The organism is Streptomyces sp. GL_140 (assembly GCF_057834465.1).
Window position 1 is genome coordinate 935571 of record NZ_CM174404.1, and the last position, 18550, is coordinate 954120.

The 18550-nt window shown below is 69.9% G+C and carries 16 protein-coding genes and 3 pseudogenes; 8 read left to right on the plus strand and 11 right to left on the minus strand.

Annotated features, from left to right (window positions below):
• Positions 1–3 precede the first annotated feature (3 nt).
• Positions 4–1242 (plus strand): multiple monosaccharide ABC transporter permease, encoded by a 1239-nt coding sequence (gene mmsB / locus AC3IYJ_RS04350; RefSeq protein ID WP_489400019.1) that lies wholly within the window; start codon positions 4–6, stop codon positions 1240–1242.
• 85 nt (positions 1243–1327) lie between these two features.
• On the opposite strand, the gene AC3IYJ_RS04355 is transcribed toward mmsB, so the two are convergent.
• Together AC3IYJ_RS04355 and AC3IYJ_RS04360 are read right to left on the minus strand one after the other, a co-directional pair.
• The gene (locus tag AC3IYJ_RS04355; protein WP_489400020.1) at positions 1328–1687 is read right to left on the minus strand and encodes a hypothetical protein; all 360 of its coding nucleotides are present in this window, start codon (positions 1685–1687) and stop codon (positions 1328–1330) included.
• A complete protein-coding gene (locus AC3IYJ_RS04360; RefSeq protein WP_489400021.1) occupies positions 1684–2499 on the minus strand; it encodes a phytanoyl-CoA dioxygenase family protein in 816 nt (271 codons plus the stop codon). Before AC3IYJ_RS04360 ends, AC3IYJ_RS04355 begins: the two co-directional genes overlap by 4 nt.
• A 158-nt stretch (positions 2500–2657) precedes the next feature.
• On the opposite strand from AC3IYJ_RS04360, the gene AC3IYJ_RS04365 reads away from it, so the two are divergent.
• The 4 genes from AC3IYJ_RS04365 to AC3IYJ_RS04380 all read left to right on the plus strand — a co-directional run bounded on the left by AC3IYJ_RS04365 (position 2658) and on the right by AC3IYJ_RS04380 (position 5942).
• A complete protein-coding gene (locus tag AC3IYJ_RS04365) occupies positions 2658–3548 on the plus strand; it encodes a helix-turn-helix domain-containing protein (protein WP_489402684.1) in 891 nt (296 codons plus the stop codon).
• Between the two features lie 10 nt (positions 3549–3558).
• Positions 3559–4461, plus strand: a complete 903-nt coding sequence (locus AC3IYJ_RS04370; protein WP_489400022.1) for an expansin EXLX1 family cellulose-binding protein — start codon at positions 3559–3561, stop codon at positions 4459–4461.
• Between the two features lie 87 nt (positions 4462–4548).
• Complete coding sequence (locus AC3IYJ_RS04375; RefSeq protein WP_489400023.1) at positions 4549–5121, plus strand: SigE family RNA polymerase sigma factor; 573 nt, start codon at positions 4549–4551, stop codon at positions 5119–5121.
• Positions 5118–5942, plus strand: coding sequence for a hypothetical protein (locus AC3IYJ_RS04380; RefSeq protein ID WP_489400024.1), 825 nt, complete (start codon positions 5118–5120; stop codon positions 5940–5942). The genes AC3IYJ_RS04375 and AC3IYJ_RS04380 overlap by 4 nt, the downstream gene beginning before the upstream one ends.
• A gap of 67 nt (positions 5943–6009) precedes the next feature.
• Here AC3IYJ_RS04380 and AC3IYJ_RS04385 read toward each other — a convergent pair whose 3' ends face one another.
• Both AC3IYJ_RS04385 and AC3IYJ_RS04390 read right to left on the minus strand, forming a co-directional pair.
• Positions 6010–8628 carry an RICIN domain-containing protein gene (locus tag AC3IYJ_RS04385; protein WP_489400025.1) on the minus strand — a complete coding sequence of 873 codons (2619 nt, stop codon included), beginning with the start codon at positions 8626–8628 and terminating at the stop codon, positions 6010–6012.
• A 217-nt stretch (positions 8629–8845) separates the two neighbouring features.
• A pseudogene (locus AC3IYJ_RS04390) lies at positions 8846–9086 on the minus strand (helix-turn-helix domain-containing protein); the annotation flags it as partial.
• 231 nt (positions 9087–9317) lie between these two features.
• Between AC3IYJ_RS04390 and AC3IYJ_RS04395 the strand changes: the two are divergent.
• Together AC3IYJ_RS04395 and AC3IYJ_RS04400 are read left to right on the plus strand one after the other, a co-directional pair.
• A complete protein-coding gene (locus tag AC3IYJ_RS04395) occupies positions 9318–10169 on the plus strand; it encodes an aldo/keto reductase (RefSeq protein ID WP_489400026.1) in 852 nt (283 codons plus the stop codon).
• A 57-nt stretch (positions 10170–10226) separates the two neighbouring features.
• Positions 10227–10361 (plus strand): annotated as a pseudogene (locus AC3IYJ_RS04400) (carboxymuconolactone decarboxylase family protein); the annotation flags it as partial.
• A gap of 80 nt (positions 10362–10441) precedes the next feature.
• Here AC3IYJ_RS04400 and AC3IYJ_RS04405 read toward each other — a convergent pair.
• The 3 genes and pseudogenes from AC3IYJ_RS04405 to AC3IYJ_RS04415 form a co-directional block, all read right to left on the minus strand.
• Positions 10442–10549 (minus strand): annotated as a pseudogene (locus tag AC3IYJ_RS04405) (MerR family transcriptional regulator); the annotation flags it as partial.
• 28 nt (positions 10550–10577) lie between these two features.
• Entirely contained in the window at positions 10578–11696 is a 1119-nt protein-coding gene (locus AC3IYJ_RS04410; protein WP_489400027.1) for a fatty acid desaturase family protein, read from the minus strand.
• Between the two features lie 7 nt (positions 11697–11703).
• Positions 11704–12759 (minus strand): ferredoxin reductase, encoded by a 1056-nt coding sequence (locus tag AC3IYJ_RS04415; protein ID WP_489400028.1) that lies wholly within the window; start codon positions 12757–12759, stop codon positions 11704–11706.
• A gap of 86 nt (positions 12760–12845) precedes the next feature.
• On the opposite strand from AC3IYJ_RS04415, the gene AC3IYJ_RS04420 reads away from it, so the two are divergent.
• Positions 12846–13985, plus strand: a complete 1140-nt coding sequence (locus tag AC3IYJ_RS04420; protein ID WP_489400029.1) for a PucR family transcriptional regulator — start codon at positions 12846–12848, stop codon at positions 13983–13985.
• A 46-nt stretch (positions 13986–14031) separates the two neighbouring features.
• Here AC3IYJ_RS04420 and AC3IYJ_RS04425 read toward each other — a convergent pair whose 3' ends face one another.
• The 4 genes from AC3IYJ_RS04425 to AC3IYJ_RS04440 are packed head-to-tail and all read right to left on the minus strand — an operon-like array spanning position 14032 to position 18458.
• Entirely contained in the window at positions 14032–14673 is a 642-nt protein-coding gene (locus AC3IYJ_RS04425) for a hypothetical protein (RefSeq protein ID WP_489400030.1), read from the minus strand.
• Positions 14674–14725: 52 nt separating this feature from the next.
• Complete coding sequence (locus AC3IYJ_RS04430) at positions 14726–15805, minus strand: hypothetical protein (protein WP_489400031.1); 1080 nt, start codon at positions 15803–15805, stop codon at positions 14726–14728.
• Positions 15806–15808: 3 nt separating this feature from the next.
• Entirely contained in the window at positions 15809–18055 is a 2247-nt protein-coding gene (locus AC3IYJ_RS04435; protein ID WP_489400032.1) for a hypothetical protein, read from the minus strand.
• A gap of 31 nt (positions 18056–18086) precedes the next feature.
• On the minus strand, positions 18087–18458 hold the full coding sequence (locus AC3IYJ_RS04440) for a hypothetical protein (RefSeq protein WP_489400033.1): 372 nt from the start codon (positions 18456–18458) through the stop codon (positions 18087–18089).
• Between the last annotated feature and the right edge of the window lie 92 nt (positions 18459–18550).

Here is an 18550-nt window from a genome sequence, read left to right on the forward strand (position 1 = left end):
GGCATGGCCCAGACCCAGACCACCCCAGACACCACGCCCGGCACACCGGAGACCGGCCACCGTCCGTCGCGCGCCGTTGCCGTACTGGCTCAAGCGCTGCGCGGCAACCTGCGCCAGTACGGGATGCTGGTCGCGCTCGCGCTGATCGTGCTGCTGTTCCAGTTCTGGACGGACGGCATCCTGCTCCAGCCGCTCAACATCACCAATCTGATCCAGCAGAACGGCTACATCCTCATCCTGGCCATCGGCATGATGATCGTCATCATCGCCGGCCACATCGACCTGTCGGTCGGGTCGCTCGCCGCCTTCGTCGGGGCGGCCGCGGCGGTGATGATGGTCAAACACCATGTGCCGTGGCCCGTGGCGCTGGCGGCCGCACTGCTCATCGGGGCTCTCGCCGGAGCCTGGCAGGGCTTTTGGATCGCCTATCTCGGGATCCCCTCGTTCATCGTCACGCTGGCCGGCATGCTGCTGTTCCGCGGTGGGACCCAGATCCTCCTGCAGGGCCAGACGGTGGCGCCGTTCCCCAAGGGCTTCCAGAACATCAGCAGCGGTTTCCTCCCAGCGGTCGGCCCCAACACCAATTACCACAACCTCACCCTCCTACTGGGGCTCGCGGTGCTGGCCGTCGCGATCCTGCAGGAGCTGCGCGGACGACGGCGGGCCGCCTCGTACGGACTGGAACCGCTCCCGGCCGGGCTCTTCCTCGCGAAGCTCGGCGCGATCACCGTGGCCGTGGTGGCCTTCACGCTGCTGCTGGCCAGCTACCACGGGGTGCCGATCGTTCTGCTGATCCTCGGCGTCCTGCTGATCGGCTTCGGGTACGTGATGCGCAACTCGATCCTCGGCCGGCACACCTACGCCATCGGCGGCAACGAGGCGGCGGCGAGACTGTCCGGGGTGAAGAGCAAGCGGGTCGTCTTCCTGGCCTTCGTGAACATGGGCGTCCTCGCCGCACTCGCCGGGCTGGTCTTCGCCGCGCGGCTCAACGCCGGTACGCCGCAGGCCGGCATCAACTTCGAGCTGGAGGCGATCGCCGCCGCCTTCATCGGCGGGGCCTCCGCGAGCGGCGGTGTGGGCACCGTCCTCGGTGCGATCATCGGCGGTCTGGTCCTGGGCGTGCTGAACAACGGCATGTCACTGGTCGGCGTGGGTACCGACTACCAGCAGGTGATCAAGGGCCTGGTGCTGCTCGCGGCCGTCGGCTTCGACGTCTACAACAAGCGCAAGGTCGGAGCCTGACTCCGAAGGCCGGAGCCTGACCCCACCCCTCCTCGCCTCGGTGGCACCGCACGCGCGCCCGCCCGCGCGAGGAGGGGTGCCCCGCCTAACGGGGGCCGTCTTCCCGCTGCTCCTCCCCCGGCTCCGCTCGCGCGTCGACGATCCGCTCGAAGAAGAACTCGTGCTTGAGGAAGGAGACGTCGTATTCATGACCCGGGTAGGGCGGGATCAGCTGAGCGGCCTGGATCAGCCGCCAGCCCGCCCGGAGCGCCGCCACCCCCGACTCGTAGGGCGGCTCGTCGCTGTCGCCCGTGGTGGGCGAGGTGCGGCCCGTGCCGTCGTACAGGGACCAGCCCACCACATGGGAGTCCAGCGCCGAGGAGGCCGCATACAGCACCAGCACCTGCTGCCGGAGCACGGGCGCGGCACCTTCCGCCCGCTCGCGGAGGGTCGTTTCGCTCGTCATGCCCGTGCCTCCTTGGGGCGATTGGAGACCCTGGTCACCCAGTGATCGAGGTCGAAGTCGTCGTCGCCGGTCAGCACCCGCCACAGCAGGATGCGGTTGTACCGCTCCAGCCGACCGGTCGCCATCTCGTACCACGGGAACATCGTGTCCAGCTCCGCGGCCACCTGCGGGTCGTCGAGATCCGAGGTGTTCCACAGGCGCTGTTGACGCACCCTGGGATTGAAGCGGATCTTGAACATGTAGCGCATCGCGTCGCTGTCGTTGCGCCGGCCCGCGTGCCAGAGCCCGTGGTGCAGAAACACCACCGTCCCGGCCGGGCAGACCAGCCGGTCCTGGCCCCGGAGGTTCTGGTAGCGGCCGGTGTCGGACTCGTTGATCCGCCGGAGGTGGCTGCCCGGGACGCTGAGCGTTCCGCCCATCTCCAGCGTCACCGCCGTCGGGAAGTACATCAACTGCACGTCGAAGGCGTCCGGCCGGACATCGATGATGGCGTCCCCGTGCAACGGCTGCGCGTCGCCGCCGTGGGGCTCGCGGGTGTGCACGAAGTGGTGGTCCACCCACGGCTGCGGGCCCACGAGGCTGTGCAGGGCCCCCGCCACCTGCGGAAGCTCCAGCAGCCTGCGGACGAAGGATCCCTTCGCATAGGCCTCGGACAGCGGCGTCCCGTACCGCACCGGCGGGACCCCGTCGACCAGTACCGCCAAGCCCTCGGCATTCATCTCCGGCGGGACCACCCCGTCCAGCCTCAGCGACCCGCGCGCCACGAACCGCGCCATCTGCACGGAATCGAGCAGTTCTTTCCTGTTCTCCATGGCGGCCACGCTAGGTCCGGGGGGCGCGCCCCGCGTGGGCCGCGCTCACCCTCCACTGGTCGATTCTCACCATGGTGCCGGCACGCGGGTCGACGGTTGAGGGGTGAGGGTTGCGACCCCGGGGCCGGCTCGCGGACACCGTGGTAGAACACGTGACCATGCACACGGTCCTCGCCCACCTTGACGAGCCTCCGGACCTCGCCGCCGTCGGCATCGGCGTGCACGGGCCTGCCGGCCACGTGGACGTGTTTTCACTGCCGCACCTGTGGCAGCTCCATCTGTACGACTACGAGGCCGACTTGACGGTGAACGGAACGGAACACGCGATCCGCCCCGGTTGGGTCAGCCTCGTACCGCCCGGCGCCGAGGTCCGATATCGCTACCGGGGCCGCTCCCCACATCTCTACGTCCACCTCCGCCTGGGCTCGGGTGGAACTCCCCGCAACATTGCGATGGTCCAGCACGCAGGTCCCGATCTCGCCCTGCTCACCGTCCAGTTGCAGCAGGCGCTGTCCGCCTGGCCGAACACCCCGGCTCGGGCCGCGGCCGAGGTGTGGGCCGCCCTGTGGCGGGTCTCCCAGCTCGCCCCTCCGAGGGAGCGGAACACGCAGGCCGCTCATCCGGCGGTCACAGCCGCCGTGGCCCTCATCGAGGCGCGGCTGGGGCAACCTCTGACCGTGCCGGACATCGCTGCGGCGGCCGGCGTCTCCCACAACCATCTGACGCGCCTCTTCCGCGCCGCGACGGGGGAAACGGTCGTCGGCTACATCCGGGCCCGGCGGATGGAACGGGCGCGCCACTTCCTGCAGGCCACCACGCTCTCCGTCCCCGCCGTCGCCGCATCGGTCGGCATTCCCGACCTGCAGGCGTTCAACAAGGCCTGTCGCCGCGCACTCGGAGCGTCTCCGCGCGGCATCCGTGCCGCCCAGGTGAAAACCGGCGGCAACCTTTTCGCATCCTGCGGCAACCAAGCAGTGCACCTCGACTCGAATCTTCGAACGGACGGACATGCAGACTGCACGGCAGGCCGCGCGGCAGCGCAGGCGTAGGCACGGACTGATGCTGGTAACGGCGGTGATACTGACCGCCGCGGGCGTCCTCGTCCTCCTGGTGACGACCGTGCTCCCCGGCCCCAAGGCCGAGGTCGGGGCCGACGTGGCGGCGACCGCCGCCACCCGGGCGGGAGCCACGTCCTCGGCCCCGACGAGCCCCGCGCCCCCGACGGAGAGCTCGCGTGCAGCGGAAACTCCGACCGCGGCCGCCAGTACGACCACCGCGGCTCCAGAGCCCGCGGCGAAGGCAACCCCTCAGCCGGCATCCACCCCCGGCTCCGCCACGGCACCGTCGGCAGGTCGCATCCGGCCCGCGACCACCTACAAGGGCGTCGCCACCGCCTACGCCGCAGGAGACGGCAACGGCGCCTGCCTGTTCGGCCCGAGCGACGACCTCATGATCGCGGCGATGAACACCACCGACTACGAGTCGTCCAGGGCGTGCGGCGCGTACGTGCGCGTCAGCGCCGCGAACGGCGCCTCGATCACGGTCCGGATCACCAACGAATGTCCGTCGCCCTGCGCACCCGGACAACTGGACCTCAGCGAAGAGGCCTTCGCGAAACTGGCCGATCTCAAGGTCGGCCGCATCCCGATCACCTGGAGTCTGCTGAGCCCCCACACGCCCAGCACGATCTCCATCCGGTACAAGACCGGCTCCAGCCCCCACTGGTGCGGCATCCAGGTGATCGACCACCGGAATCCGGTCGCACGGCTGGAGGTACGTACCACCAATGGATGGCGGAGCCTGCCTCGTACCGGCTACAACTACTTCCTCTCCGCCGACGGCAGTGGGTGCGGGGGCGCGATACGGATCACCGACATCTACGGGGAGCAGCTGACGGTCGACGGGATCGCGCTGCTGGCGAACGTCGCACAACCGACCCGTGTCCAGTTCGCCCCCCACTGAATCCGCGCTGCGGCCGGTGGCGGATCCGGGGTACGGCCGCACTGGAGCACAAGGGGCCGTACCGGGCGCTGATACGCTGCCGCCCGGATGTTAACGCACACATTCTCGGAAGGGGCGACCGACAGCGTGGTCCTCGATGACGCGTCCGCGGAGTTCCACGACTTCTTCGAACGCCACTACGCCGAACTCGCCCGGTTCGCCCATCTCCTGACGGGCGGGGCGGACGGCGGCGACGATCTGGCCGCGGACGCCCTGATCGCTCTGTGGCAGCGCTGGGATCGGCTGCGCCAGGCCGAGTACCCGCTCGCCTATGCCCGTGGCGTGGTCGCCAACCTGGCACGGTCACGGATCCGCAGCTCGGTACGCGAGCGCCGCCGGATCGCCCTGTTCTGGTCCCGCGGTGCGGAGCCGTCGGACGGTCCGGACGTGGCCGCCGTGGTGGACGTGCGTACCGCTCTCGCCCGGTTGCCGTTCCGCAAGCGGGCATGCGTGGTCCTGCGGCACGCCTTCGACCTGTCGGAGAAGGACACCGCACTGACGCTCGGAATATCGGTCGGTACGGTGAAGAGCCAGACCTCGAAGGGGATGGCCGAACTGGAACGGACGCTGGGCGGCACAGGAGCGGCCGGGGAACTGCTGGCGGGGAGGAGGAGCCGTTGAACGAGGAGCTCGCCGGGCGGCTGCGCGCAGCCGCCGAGGCTCACCAGCCCGACCGCGCCCGGATCCTGGCACGCGTGGAACGCGGCATGGCCGGCGCCCCCGCGCCCCGACGCGAGTCGTCCGGCGCGAGGCCCTGGCCCAGGGTCGCGCTCGCCTCCGTCGCCGCGGCCGGGATCCTGACGGTCGGCGGTTTCGCCGTCGCCGCCATCGTCCACTCCCCGCCGGCCCGGCCGGACATCCCGGCCACCCCCGCCGCACCGTCCTGGCCATCAGCGCCCGCCTCGCCGTCCGCACCCGGGACTCCCCACTCGACGCCGTCGCCGCCCGCCACCGGCGGCCCGACCACGCCGGACCGCTCGCCCTCGACGATCCCCGGCCCTGCGGCATCGGGCGGCACGGGCCCGGCCCGGACCGGCAGCGCGCGCGTCCAGGACGGGCCCCTTTCGTCGGCCGGATCCTTGGACGCGGGCAGCAACACCTACTGGGCGCAGAGCAACATCACCCTCAACACCACCCAGCCGCTCACCGCACTCACCGTGGAACTGCGCATCACTCAGACCGGCGCGGTGCAGAGCACCGGCAGCTGGCGGACGCTGCCCGCGGAGGACTTCGCCGTCACCGTGCAGCAGGAGGGCGGAGCAGTGGTCTACCGCTGGGTCCTCAAGCCGGGCCGTACAGTCCCGGCCGGACAGCACGTATTCGCCGGCCAGTACAACCATGCCGCCGGCGACCGCGATGCCCATCAGGACGGCTACCGCGTCGACGCCAACGGCCCCCGCGGGGCCCTCTCCGTCCGGGGCGGCTTCACCCCGACACGCTGAGGCCCGTGGGTGGAGCCGGGGCGGGGCCGCAGGCCGTTGTGCCTGCGGCCCCGCTCAGATGTGGGGGTCAGGACGGGTCGCCGTACTGGAGACCGCGTCCGTTGGTGCCGACGTAGACGCGGCCGTAGGTGTCGGGGTCGCCGGTGACGATGCCCATGCCGGCGAAGTTGCCCCACTGGTGGGCGTCGTCGTTGACGCGGAGCCAGGTGGCGCCCTTGTCGGTGGACCGGAAGACTCCGGCGACGTCCTTGACAGTGCCGATCAGGTACAGGGCCTGATAGTCGGTGCCCGGCGCGGCCTTGCCGAAGCCGAGGCCGGAGGCGGACTTCACCGAGCCGAGCGTGGAGAAGGAGCGACCGCCGTCGGTGGAGTGCAGCAGCCCCTTGTAGCTGCCGGCGATCCACAGATCCCCGGCGACGCCGGGGACGGCCACGAGCTTGCCGTCGGGCAGGTTGGTGGCGCGGGCGGTGAATGTCGCGCCACCGTCGGTGCTGACGTGGAGCGTGCCCCCGGCCAGTGAGTAGAAGGTACCGGCCGAGGAGCGGTCGGCGACGACCACGGCGTCGGCTCCCAGGCCGTTGACCCTGGACCAGCCGGCCCCCATGTCGGCCGAGCGGTACGGGGCCTGGCCGGCCTCGGTCCAGACGATGGTGGAGCCGTCCGCCGCGATCGCAATGTGGCCGCTGTCGGCGCTGCCCACCGGCTCTCCCTTGAAGCCGTTCCAGCTGCGGCCACCGTCGGTGGAGTAGGCCCCGTCCTGCGCGCCTGCCCTGCCGACCCGGACCATCGTCGAGGGCTTGGACTGGGCGAAGTCGATGTCGCTGCTGTGGAGGATCGCCGGGTTCTCCAGCCGCCCCGAGGGCACCTGGGTCAGGGAGTCGTAGCGGAAACCGCCCTGGTCGCCCATGGAGGTGATGAGGGCGGCGCCGCCGGGAGGGGCGATGGCGTCCGCCAGCGCGGTCTCCTCCAGCCCTCGGGCCCCCACGCTCCAGTGGCTGGTACCGCCGCTGTCGGTGGCGGTGGCGTCCTTGCTGCGCCAGATGCCGTTGCCGGTGCCGTACAGCGCGTGCCCGGAGTTGAAGGGGTCGATGGCCAGGGCGGTCATCCAGTGCCCGATGCCGGTGCCGACGTAGGGAGCACCGGAGGCGTCCCGCACCGATTTCCCGGCCAGTGCCTTCCAGGTCGTACCGCCGTCGGTGGTCCGGTAGACCTCGTCCTCGGGCCACCAGCGGTCGAGGGTGGTGACCATCACCGTGGACGGCTTCTGCGGGTCGACGGCCAGCCCGGAGAACCCGTAACTGCCCTGGGACGGGGAGACGTTCTTCCACGCCCCGCCGGCCGGCGTGTACTTCCACACCGAGCCCCCCGTCACGTCGTTGGGTCCTACGTTGTCGGTGTACGTCAGGTACAGCGTGCCGTCACCGGAGAGGACTCCGTGCTGAGGCAGCTGGCCGGTGGGCTGCCCGGAGACCGCCTGCCAGGTGCCGCCGCCGTCGGTGGAACGGTACAGGGAGGTCGACTTGTCGGCGACGCCGACGTAGACCGTCTTGCTGCCGGCCGGGCCGTACGTCACGAAGGAGATGCCCGCGCCGCTGCTCGCCCCGTCCTTGACGGGGAACGAGGAGACCTGACTCCACGTCTCGCCGTGGTCGGTGCTGCGCCACAGGCCGTTCTTGCGGGTGCCCAGCAGCAGGCCGGCGTTGTCCGCGGGGTCGATCACCAGCCGTTCGCCGGCGCCGCGGCCGGGCTCGTTGGCGCCCAGCTTGAAGGGCAGATCAGTGCGCTTGAAGGTGCGGCCCCTGTCGGTGGAGCGCAGGATCGCGCCGTTGCCGGCCCACTCGTTGGTGTAGGTGCCCGCCCCGAGGTAGAGCCGGTCGGGGTCGACGGGGTCGGTGGCCACCGAGTCGATGCCCAGCAGATTCCAGTCCTTCTCGCCCACCCAGTCGGTCAGCGGGATCCACTGCTCGGCCCCGGTGTCCCAACGGTAGGCGCCGCCCATGTCGGTGCGCGCGTACAGCAGACCCTTCTCCCGCGGGTTGAACACCAACCCGGTGACGTAACCGCCGCCCACCACCTGGGCGTTGTTCCACCGATATGGTCCTTCCGCCTGGGTCCCGGCTGTTTTCACCAGCTTCCACTGCTGGTTGGTGCTGCCCTTGCCGGGATACTGGATGACCGCGGCGCCCTCGGCCGTGGAGGCTCCGGAGACGTCCAGGACCTGGCCGCTCCTGCGGGAGGTGAAGGTAACGGCGTCGGAACCGCTCACACCGTCGATCCGCCACTCCTGGGAGACGGAGGAGCTGTCGGTCTGCTGCTCAGCGGAGGCCGCCTGTGCGTTCGACTCGCCCGCTATGCCCAGCACTTTGCCGCTGTTGCGGTTCACCAACTCGTAGTAGCCGTCCCCGGTGGACCGCAGCCTCCACTGCTGGTTGGCGGTGTTCTGGTCGGTCCACTGCTGGATGCGGGTGCCGTCGGCCGTGGAGAAGCCGTTGACGTCCATCGCCTTGCCGCTGCGCACCGAGACCAGCCTGTAGTACGCACCGCCGTCGACCGTCGCGGCCTGGGAGTCCTCCAGTACGAACACGAAGTACGACACGGTGCCGAGGGGCACACCAAGCAGCAGGGCGGTGGCGCTCCAGCGGCGGCGGTGACGCCCGCGGCGCCCGCCGTTCGGGGGGTTGCTCATGGGTGGACGTTCTCCTTGCGAACCGTTCACGAGAGAAGGGCGGATCCGGACAGCGGAACTGCCCTGATCTGCCTCCTTGTGGTCACAGACTCCGCAAAGGGTTGCCCCGAGCCGGAAGATCTTTCAGTCCGCCCCGAGGCGAGGTAGACGCGTGGGCGAGGGAGAATCTTCACCGAGGGCGGAGAGGGTTGCGGCGCGACGACAAGGTGCCTGCCACGCGGGCGAGGGCGTCGATGACGGACGGGTTGGTCCGGGTCTCCTTGCCGCGTTCCAGGCGTACGTAGCAGTCGATGCTGATGCCGGTGAGGGTTGCCAGTTCTTCGCGGCGCAGGCCGGAGGTACGGCGCAGTCCGGCGCCCGGCTGCGAGGCCGATCTGCTCGGGCGTGGTCTGCGTACGGCGGGTGCGCAGGAACCGGCCCAGCTCGGCTCCGCCGCCGCTGCTCTGCTCGGATGCCATGTCCTTCAGCTCACACCGCGCCGACCTGCGTGGCAGGCGGATGGGAGGCCCTGTCACTCTCCCGATCGTCACCCCCTGGCACGGCTCGGCCTGCCACCGGAGGCGAAAGGGCGCGAAGGTGAATACCGGCGGGCTTCGCACCCTCCGAGTACGGAGATCCCGCCGTGCCGGAGCACTGACCGGCCTGCGGCCCGTGCTCCGCACCCCCGTCCCGCGTGGAAGGAAACCCTCATGCAGCACGTCACCCTGAACAACGGCATCGCGATGCCGATCCTCGGCTTCGGCGTCTACCAGATCCCGCCGGAGCAGACCGAGCAGACGGTCACCGAGGCTCTCGCGGCCGGCTACCGGCTGCTGGACACCGCTGCCGCGTACCAGAACGAGGAGGCCGTCGGCCGCGCGATCAAGAACAGCGGCGTGCCGCGCGAGGAGCTGTTCGTCACCACCAAGCTGTGGGTCCAGGACGCGCCCGGTGAGGAGAACACCAAGCGGGCCTTCGAGACGTCGCTGAAGAAGCTCGGCCTCGATTACCTCGACCTGTACCTGATGCACCAGCCCTACGGCGACGTGTACGGCCAGTGGCGTGCCATGGAGGACCTGAACCGCGAGGGCCGTGCCAAGGCGATCGGTGTCGCGAACTTCTACCCCGACCGGCTGCTCGACCTCATCCTCAACAACGACATCACGCCCGCGGTCAACCAGATCGAGACCCACCCTTTCTTCCAGCGCACCGCCGACCAGGAACTCATGCGGGAGCACGGGGTCCAGATCCAGGCCTGGGGCGGCTTCGCCCAAGGCAAGAACGGTCTGTTCACCGACCCGGTCCTGAGCGGGATCGCCCAGGACCACGGGAAGTCCGTGGGGCAGGTCGTGCTGCGCTGGGCGGTCCAGCGAGGCGTCGCCTCGATCCCGAAGTCGGTGCGCGCCGAGCGCATGGCGGAGAACATCGACGTCTTCGACTTCGAGCTCACGGACGACCAGATGGCGGCCATCGCCACCCTGGACACCGGGGCGTCGCTGTTCTTCGACCACCACGACCCGGCGATGGTCCAGTGGCTCAGCGCGCGGCGCCTGGACAGCTGACCAAGCACACCTCCAGCACACCGGGCCGGGCGTCGCCGCCCCTCGCCTGCCCAGCAGCTGCTCGGCGACCTCGCGCCGAAGCTGGTCCAGCTGACCGACGGCGTCCTGTTCGGCGACGTATGGCAGCGCGAGGGACTGTCCCCCCTCGACCGCAGCCTGATCACCGTCGCGGTCCTGGCAGCCACCGCCCGGCTGGCCGCCCGCGCCTTCGCCGCCGGCCCCTCTGGGCCTCCGTCCGTCCCGCCCGGTGGATGCGCGGGGCGGTATCGGGCTGCGGTCCGGGGGCCCGCCGCAGCGCCGGCGCAGTATTCGGCGTTGATGCGCTGCGGTTCTTCGAGCTGGTCCTCGAGGATGACGATGTGGCAGGCGGCCTCGATGGGGCCGAAGGATCCGAACCAGTACCGGGGATCAGGCCGCGACGAGCTCCTGCTCGCGGTCCGGCGTCTTGACCTTGGGCTTCTTGTTCGGCAGCGAGAGCCGGAAAACCTTGTGCCACGCGGAGAACACCTGCTTGGGCAGCGGCCCGGTGACGTACTCCAGCTCGTACTTTTCGAACAGCGCGCGCACCTTCACCGCGACCTCGGCGTACCGGTTGCTCGGCAGGTCCGGGAACAGGTGGTGCTCGATCTGGTGCGACAGGTTGCCGGTCATGAAGTGCATGGCCTTGCTGCCGCTGATGTTCGCCGAACCCATCATCTGGCGCAGGTACCACTGGCCGCGCGTCTCGCCCCTGATCGAGCGGCGCTCGAAGACCTGCACGCCCTCGGGGAAGTGCCCGCACATGATCACCGAGTGGGTCCAGATGTTGCGGACCAGGTTCGCGGTGAACGTGGCGGCGAGCGTCGGGAGGAACGACGGGCCCGACAGCAGCGGGTGGATCACGTAGTCCTTGAGCACCTGCTTGCGGATCTTGCGGCCCACGGCCCTGGCCCGCGCACGGAACTCCGGGTTCTTGCGGCGGCGCTTGCTCAGGTTCTTGCCGAGCTCCAGGTCGTACGCCGCGATGCCGTACTCGAAGAAGCAGGCGTTGAGGAAGTTCCACAGCGGCTGGCCGAGGTGGAACGGGTGCCACCTCTGGTCCTCGTCGACGCGCATGATGCCGTAGCCGAGGTCGTTGTCCTTGCCGATCACGTTGGTGTACGTGTGGTGCAGCTCGTTGTGCGAGTGCTTCCACTGCTCGGACGGGGAGACGTGATCCCACTCCCAGGTGGTGGAGTGGATCTTCGGGTCCCGCATCCAGTCCCACTGGCCGTGCAGAATGTTGTGGCCGATCTCCATGTTGTCCATGATCTTGGCCACGGACAGACCGGCGGTGCCGATCAGCCACGCGGGCGGGAAGATCGAGAACAGCAGCACGCCCCTGCTGACCAGCTCGAGCTTGCGCTGCGCCGAGATGACCTTGCGGATGTAGGCAGCGTCCTTCTCGCCTCGGTCGGCGATCACCTCGTCGCGGATCGCGTCCAGCTCGCGGCCGAGCTCCTCGATCTGCTCCGCGGTCAGGTGGGCCGTGGGGTCGATGGCGGTCAAGGTGTTCCTACCGTTCGATGTCGCAGGGGCCCGCCGCGGCGGACACGCAGGTCTGGATGAGGACGCCCGGCCCGGCCTCGGTGATCTCGCCGGTGCGCAGGTCGCGGACGGCGCCCGCCTTGAGCGGCGTGACGCAGCCGAAACAGATGCCCATGCGGCACCCGGAGGGCATGAGCACGCCGGCCTCCTCGCCGATGTCCAGCAGCGGCGTGGCGCCGTCCGCATCGACGGTCTTGCCCGTGGCGCTGAACGTGACCTCGCCGCCGTCGCCGGCGACGACGACGCCGGCGCGGAAGCGTTCGGTGTGCAGGCGCTCTCGTACGCCGTGCTCGGTCCAGTGCCCTTCGGCGGCGTCGAGCAGGCCTGCAGGCCCGCAGGCCCAGGTCTCGCGCTCGGCCCAGTCGGGCACGAGTTCGTGGAGACGGGCGATGTCGAGCATGCCGTCCGTGTCGGTGTGCACCTCGGTGAGCCGCAGCTTCTTGTCCGCGACCAGGTCGTGCAGCTCGCTGCGGAAGATCACGTCCTGCGGCTGCGGCGCGCAGTGGACCATGACGACGTCGTCGAACTCGACGTCGCGCAGCATGCCCATCACGGGCGTGATGCCGCTGCCGGCCGTCAGGTAGAGCACCTTGGCGGGCTTGGCCTGCGGCAGCACGAAGTCACCGGTCGGCTGGTCGAGCTGGATCAGCGTGCCCGGTTTCACCCTGCGGACCAGGTGGTTGCTGACCTTGCCGTCCGGGATCGCCTTCACGGTGATCGTGACGAGGCCGTCCCGACGGTTCGTCGGTGAGGTGACGGAGTAGGCGCGCCACAGGCGCACCCCGTCGACGTCGACCCCGATCCGCACGTACTGACCGGCCGTGTGGCCGCGCCAGCCCCGTCCCGGCCTGATCACGATGGTCGCGGCGTCACCCGTCTCGGGGTGCACGGCCTCGATGCGCCCCCGCAGGTCGGCGCCCGCGCGCAGCGGGCTGACCAGGTCGAGGTAGTCCGACGGCAACAGCGGCGTCGTGACCATCTCCAGCAGTTTCCACGCCCTGCTGCGGAGGGCTGTACTCGTCATGACCCCAGCTTGCTGCGCCTCAGGGCGTAAAGTCCTGACCACAGGACGTAAATCTGGTCGGCTGAATTGTTCGCAGGGAACAAAACGTGAGTCATGCAATCAGGAGGGCCAGCGAGCTGGCCCTGGACGAGGCGACGGTCACCGTACTTCGGGCCGAGCTGAAAACGACCGCCGACGAGGTCGTCCAGGCGATCATCGACGAGGTCCCTCCCTACGCCAACGCCCTCTCGGGCCGCATGGGCGCCACCATCCGCCGGTCCGTCCGTACCGCCCTGGGGCACTACCTGGACCTCGCGAGCGGGAACGCCACAGGCGGCGACGCCGGTGACGCCGCCTACGAGCTGGGCCGCGGCGAGGTGCGCGACGGCCGCTCGATGGACGCCCTCCTCAGCGCCTACCGCGTCGGCGCCCGCGTGGCCTGGCGATGTCTGGCAGCGGGAGCCGTACCCGTAGGTCTGCCCGCCGCCGACGTCGCCAAGTTCGCCGAGCTGACCTTCGCCTACATCGACGAGCTCTCCGCCGCGAGCGCCGCGGGCCACGCCGACGAACTGGCCGCCCGGGGCAGGGCCCACGAGCGCCACCTGGAGCACCTTGCCCGCGATCTCCTCGCCGGCGCGAGCCTGGACGTGCTGCTCGCCTCTGTTCAACGCGCCGGGTGGCAGCCTCCGGCTTCGCTGACCGCGGTCCTGCTGCCCGCCGCCCAGGCCCGGCCCGCCTACCGCAGGCTCGACCCGAGCACCCTCGTCCTCGATGATCTGCCGGACGCCACCGGGGTGCTGCTCGTCCCCGATGCCGACCGATCACATCTCTTGCGGCAGCTGACCGACCGCACCGCCGTGGTCGGCCCGCCCCGGCCGTGGACCCGCGCGTCCGCCTCGTACGCGCGAGCCGTACGCGCGCGCTCCCTCTCCCCTGACATTCGCGACACCGAGGACCACCTGCCCGAGCTGGTGCTGAGCGCCGACGCGGACGCGTTCGCAGACCTGCGCGCCCGGGCCCTCGCGCCGTTGCGGACTTTGCCCGCCGCGACCGCACGGCGGCTGGAGGAGACGTTGCGGGCGTGGCTGCTGCACCAGGGCAGGCGGGACGAGGTGGCGGCGGCGTTGTTCGTCCATCCCCAGACGGTCCGGTACCGGATGTCGCAGCTGCGGGAGCTGTTCCCGGATCTCGCATCGCCACAGCGGGTCCTCGAACTGACGCTGGCGGTCGGTCCTCGGGTCGGCTGACGCGCATGCCTTGCCCACCGGCAGCGCCGGCCGCGCCGAAGCCCGCCTACTGCACCTGGCCTGCGAGGGCTTTGGCCAGGTCGCCGACCCGGGCCCGGTCAAGCGAACTGCGTCCGGCCTCTCCCACGCCGACCAGCAGGACCGCGTCCCCTTCGCCGTCGAGCTTCAGCCGGACGGTGGCGGCGTTGCCGCTCCCGGTCAGGACCGGCTCACCGCGCTCGGCTCCGCCGGCCTTCTTCATGTACGCGATCAGGTCATCGGTGGACATCCCGGCCAGATGCTGGACCACCGGTGCGAGCGGGGCGCTCGCCTGCGGCTTGCGCGTGGCGATGGTGTGTACCTCCACGTCCTCCTGACCTATGTGGAACGTACAACTCACCAGCGCGCCGGGATTCTCCGCCAGCGGGTCCCCGGGCTTGGCCCGCTTGCCACCCTCGCCGGTGGCAACGGGCCCGTCGGCGCCGGTCACGGATCCCGGTCCGGCGGCGGTGTCCACGCCGGCGGCCTTCGCGGCCTTGGCGATGTCGTAGCGCAGCGGGCACTTGGCCGCTCCGTCGGGCTGCAGCCCGTCCGCGGTCCTGGTGAGGCCGCTGAGGCTCAATGACGTCGCCCCGCCGCTCTGGCAGCCGGCCAGCAGGGCCGCTGCCGTCACGGCGGCGATCGTCAGTGCGTACCGACGGTGTGTCACTTGTTCTTCCTTACCGCTGTCATGTCTGTGTGGAGTCCTTGTCCAGCCTTGTTCACGGGGTCGCGGCGGCGCAGCCGAACCGCTTGCCCGCGCTGGTGACGAAGCTCTCGAACAGCTCCTGGGAAGACGCGGTGCCCGGCGTCCCGAGGGCCGAGGTGTAGTCGCGGCCCAGTTCCATGGAGAAGTACGTCGGCGTCCCCGAGCAGTCGGCGACGACGTGCCGTGGGTCGAAGCCCGACACCCGGTGCCCGGCCACCGGGGGCTGTTCCTTGTAGCCGGGTGAGGCGCTGATCGCGGCGACCATCCGCGGTTCCCGGGTCACCGCGTAGGTGGCGCGTCCCTTCACCTCGCACGCCCACGTCGGGCCGGTCCCGTCCTGGAACACTTCCCGCGCTGTGCCTGCGTCTGCTCCCGCACCCGGGAAGGCGAGACCCGCAACACCGCACAGCGTGCCGTCCGGGACCGGATGCTCCACCGGAACGGCGGAGAGGATTCGGGGGGCGGCCATCGGTCGGTCCGCCGCGCAGCCCGCCCGTGCGGCCGCCCTGTTCGCCACGTCGGTCAACAGGCGGGCCAGCTTCAACGGGTCCGAGCCGGCGGGGGCGTAGGCCTCGACGATGGCCGGCCGGTCCTTCGTACAGGCGGCGGGCAACAGGGCCCAGCCGTGGCCGTCGCCCACTCCTCCGGTGGCGCCTGCGGAGTCTTCAGAGACTCCTGAGACTCCTGAGACTCCGGCAGAGAAGAACGAGACGGTTGCCGGACCCGGCCAGCGGGGGTCCACGAAGGGGAAGTCGCCCCGCTCCCGGCTCCCCGAAATCCTCAGGTGCCCGGCGCCCGATCCCGGGAGCAGGGACGAGCTCTCCACTTCGCAGGTGAAGACGAGCCGGTCGTGCGCCTTCGAGTCCAGGCCGTCGCGGTCCGAGATGCGCCCTGCGGTAGGGAAGGCGGCCTCCGCCACGTCCGTGGAGACCAGCCCTCCGCACAGCTCCTCGCCGCCGAGGAGGTTGGTGCCGCGCCACGCATAGCCGGCCGTCAGCAGAAGCCCGAGCGCCAGGACCGGCGCGATCCAGTTCCACCGGAGGAACCGCCTGCCTCTGCCCCTGCCCCTGCCGCTGCCAGTTCCTTGCGCCATGTCCTACTTCCTCGTGCGCAGTGCGGAGTACGCGTCCTCACGCCCCGTGATGTAACTCTGCTGGGCCTCGCCCCGGGCGTGGTTGTGCGCGTCCGTCCCGTTGACCCCGCGTTCGGTCGCCCAGGCGTCGATCAGCGAGTTCGTGCCGCCGATGCCGGCCGAGGTGTTCGTACTCTCCTTGGCGCGGGCCAGGTCCTCCGCCTCGGCCGCGACGCCCTTGGAGTACTCGTAGGTGGCGGCGTCGATCATGCGCTGCGCCGGGTCGCCGACGATCGGGATCTGGGTGACCAGGCCGCCGGCCCCGTGGTACGTGTACCTCATGGCGTCGTTGAGATTGCCGATCTTGGTGTCGCGGTCGTCGAGCGTCATGTCGGAACCGATGGCGTTCATGGCGCCGTACACCTCGCCGACGTGCCGGGCCTTGTTGTCCCAGTCGCCGACGACGTTGGCCACCTGGTCCGCGGGGGCGTCCTTCGCCGTCAGCAGGTACTCGGCCGCGTAGCGCTTCTCGTTCTCGTACAGCAGGTCGTAGACGAGTACGGGTTTACCGTCGTCCGTCGTCCCGTACGCGGCGTCGGACACGCCGCGCATCACCCGGAGCAGGCTGTGCTTGGAGCTGGTGATCGCCGAGTCGTCGCCGTGTGCGGTGATGCCCTCGAGCCCGGTGGGGCTGCCGGGCGCGGTACCGCTGAGGATCGCGTGGGTGTCGGCGGTGTAGTCGGACAGGGCCCGGCCGAGCGGAACCTTCAGGTTCTGCGCGATCGTGTCGCCCTTGGAGTCCTTGTCCAGCACCCCGATCGTCTCCTGCATGACCCTGGCCTGCGCCTCGGAGTGACCGCCGAAGGACGCCCCACCGGAGTTGGGCTCGCGTCCCGTGGTCGCGGCTTCGAGGGCCGCGCCGAGACCGATTCGGCTGGTCGGGTCGTCCATGGTCGAGACGACCATGCCGGTGACGGTGTTCTTCGGCCATTCCCGGGCGCCGTCGCCACTGCCGAGCAGGTACTTGAGGTGATCGTTGCCGACCTTGTCGCCCGCCGAGCCGTTGCCCTGAGAGTCGAAGAAGGCGGTGGCGGCGTCCGGGTTCTTGCTCATCACACCGAGCAGGCCGTCGATCGGGTCGCTCTCGATGCCGTCGTGACCGCCGCCCCACTTGGTGAAGATGCCCTCGTGCTTCTTCTCGGCGGCGATCAGGTCGTCGCCCAGCTGGTACATGAACTGGTCGTCGAACTTGGCGTCGGCGTGTTCCATCATGCTGACGAACGACTGGTAGCCGTACAGCGGATCGGTGTTGGACCCGAAGTTCCTGGTGCCGGACTTGTCCAGGCTCTCCGTCCACTCCCGGTAGAACTTGCCGTCCGGACTGTGCAGCCACTCGTTGAACTTCTTGGATCCGGGGGGCATTTCAGAGGTCTTCCCCGGCACCTCGGTCGCTCCGGCCACCGTGTTGGCCAGGCCCCGCTCGATGCCCTGGTACTCCTTCTTGTTCAGCTTGTTGGACAGCTTGATCGTGCCGTCGGTGCCGAGGCCGGTGAGGAACGTCTGGCTGAACGCCTTGTTCCCGTTGTTGTCCCGGAACGAGCGGTCCAACTCCGCGTACTCGGCTGCCGACACCTTGCCGCCGCTGTTGATGCGGGTGGCGATGTCCTCGGCGTTACGGGCCTCGTAGACCTCGATGTCGCCCTGCGCGCCGGCGTTGAAGCCGTTCAGGGTCTCGTCGCCCTTGCCGAAGGCGTCCTTGTTGCTGTCGACGACCACGGCGTCGAGGGCGATCTTGACACCTTGGTCGGCTTCCGACACCGCCTTCACGCGGTCGTCGATGTGCTGCTGCCACTTGGCGACCGCGTCACGGACCGTCTTCTCGCCGTCGGGGTCATGATGGATCGCACTGCGCTCCTGAGCCGTGAGCCTGGCGTAGTCGTAGGCGACGTAGCCCTGCTCCGAGACGCTCATCCCGGCCGCCACGGCCTCGTCGCGTGCGCTCTCGACCCTCTTCTTCAGCTCGGTGAACTGGCCGTGGGCGTCGCGCAGCAGATCTGCGACGGCCTTGGCCTGGATCTGGGCGGCGGAGTACTCGTAACGGGTGGCCGCGAAGCTCGTGTGGGCCGCACCGACGCTGATGCCGGTCCAGCTCTGGCCCGTGGTGATCTTCTGGACACTGTCGCCGTAGCGGCCTTCGACCTTCTTCAACTCGGCGGCCATGGAGTCCCACTTGCCCGCGGTCGTAGTCAACTGGCCCAGGTCTGTGGTCATGACCTCGTAGTACGTCAGCACGTGCCGCCCCCTAGAGCCCGTTGAGCTTCGACTGGGAGCCGATCGGCCGGAACTGATCGCCCAGACCGATGTCGTTGCGTGCGAAGAGACCGGAGGCGCCGCGCAGCGCACCCTTCTCGGAAGCGAGCCGGCCCATGAGGACCTTGACCTGCTTGTCCCAGGTGTCCGCCACCTTCTTCAGACCGGCAGCAGTGTCCCAGCCCTCGAACCCCTTCACGGCGGCGTTCGTCGCCTCATCGGCATGTTCCGCCGCGGTCCTGGTGTTCGGCTCCAGCTCGGTCTCTATCGTGTTCGCCGCCGCCGTCTTCTCCGCCGGCGTCGACCCGAATTCCCCCGACCCGCCAGGGGACGAAGGCCCGGCCGGCGCCCCGTCCAACCGCATGACCGCAGGCGGCCCCGCTAAGTCCGCGGATATCCCGCGCCACTCCCGTTCGAACTCTCCCGACATGCCACGCCTTCCACTCGACCTCTCTT

What these genes read in the sequence shown, in the direction of transcription:
- mmsB (WP_489400019.1), top strand. Translation starts at nt 4, where the DNA reads ATGGCCCAGACCCAGACCACCCCAGACACCACGCCCGGCACACCGGAG.
- AC3IYJ_RS04415 (WP_489400028.1), bottom strand. Translation starts at nt 12,759, where the DNA reads ATGACGAGTACAGCCCTCCGCAGCAGGGCGTGGAAACTGCTGGAGATG.
- AC3IYJ_RS04355 (WP_489400020.1), bottom strand. Translation starts at nt 1,687, where the DNA reads ATGACGAGCGAAACGACCCTCCGCGAGCGGGCGGAAGGTGCCGCGCCC.
- AC3IYJ_RS04385 (WP_489400025.1), bottom strand. Translation starts at nt 8,628, where the DNA reads ATGAGCAACCCCCCGAACGGCGGGCGCCGCGGGCGTCACCGCCGCCGC.
- AC3IYJ_RS04365 (WP_489402684.1), top strand. Translation starts at nt 2,658, where the DNA reads ATGCACACGGTCCTCGCCCACCTTGACGAGCCTCCGGACCTCGCCGCC.
- AC3IYJ_RS04370 (WP_489400022.1), top strand. Translation starts at nt 3,559, where the DNA reads ATGCTGGTAACGGCGGTGATACTGACCGCCGCGGGCGTCCTCGTCCTC.
- AC3IYJ_RS04430 (WP_489400031.1), bottom strand. Translation starts at nt 15,805, where the DNA reads ATGGCGCAAGGAACTGGCAGCGGCAGGGGCAGGGGCAGAGGCAGGCGG.
- AC3IYJ_RS04375 (WP_489400023.1), top strand. Translation starts at nt 4,549, where the DNA reads ATGTTAACGCACACATTCTCGGAAGGGGCGACCGACAGCGTGGTCCTC.
- AC3IYJ_RS04395 (WP_489400026.1), top strand. Translation starts at nt 9,318, where the DNA reads ATGCAGCACGTCACCCTGAACAACGGCATCGCGATGCCGATCCTCGGC.
- AC3IYJ_RS04440 (WP_489400033.1), bottom strand. Translation starts at nt 18,458, where the DNA reads ATGCGGTTGGACGGGGCGCCGGCCGGGCCTTCGTCCCCTGGCGGGTCG.
- AC3IYJ_RS04360 (WP_489400021.1), bottom strand. Translation starts at nt 2,499, where the DNA reads ATGGAGAACAGGAAAGAACTGCTCGATTCCGTGCAGATGGCGCGGTTC.
- AC3IYJ_RS04435 (WP_489400032.1), bottom strand. Translation starts at nt 18,055, where the DNA reads ATGACCACAGACCTGGGCCAGTTGACTACGACCGCGGGCAAGTGGGAC.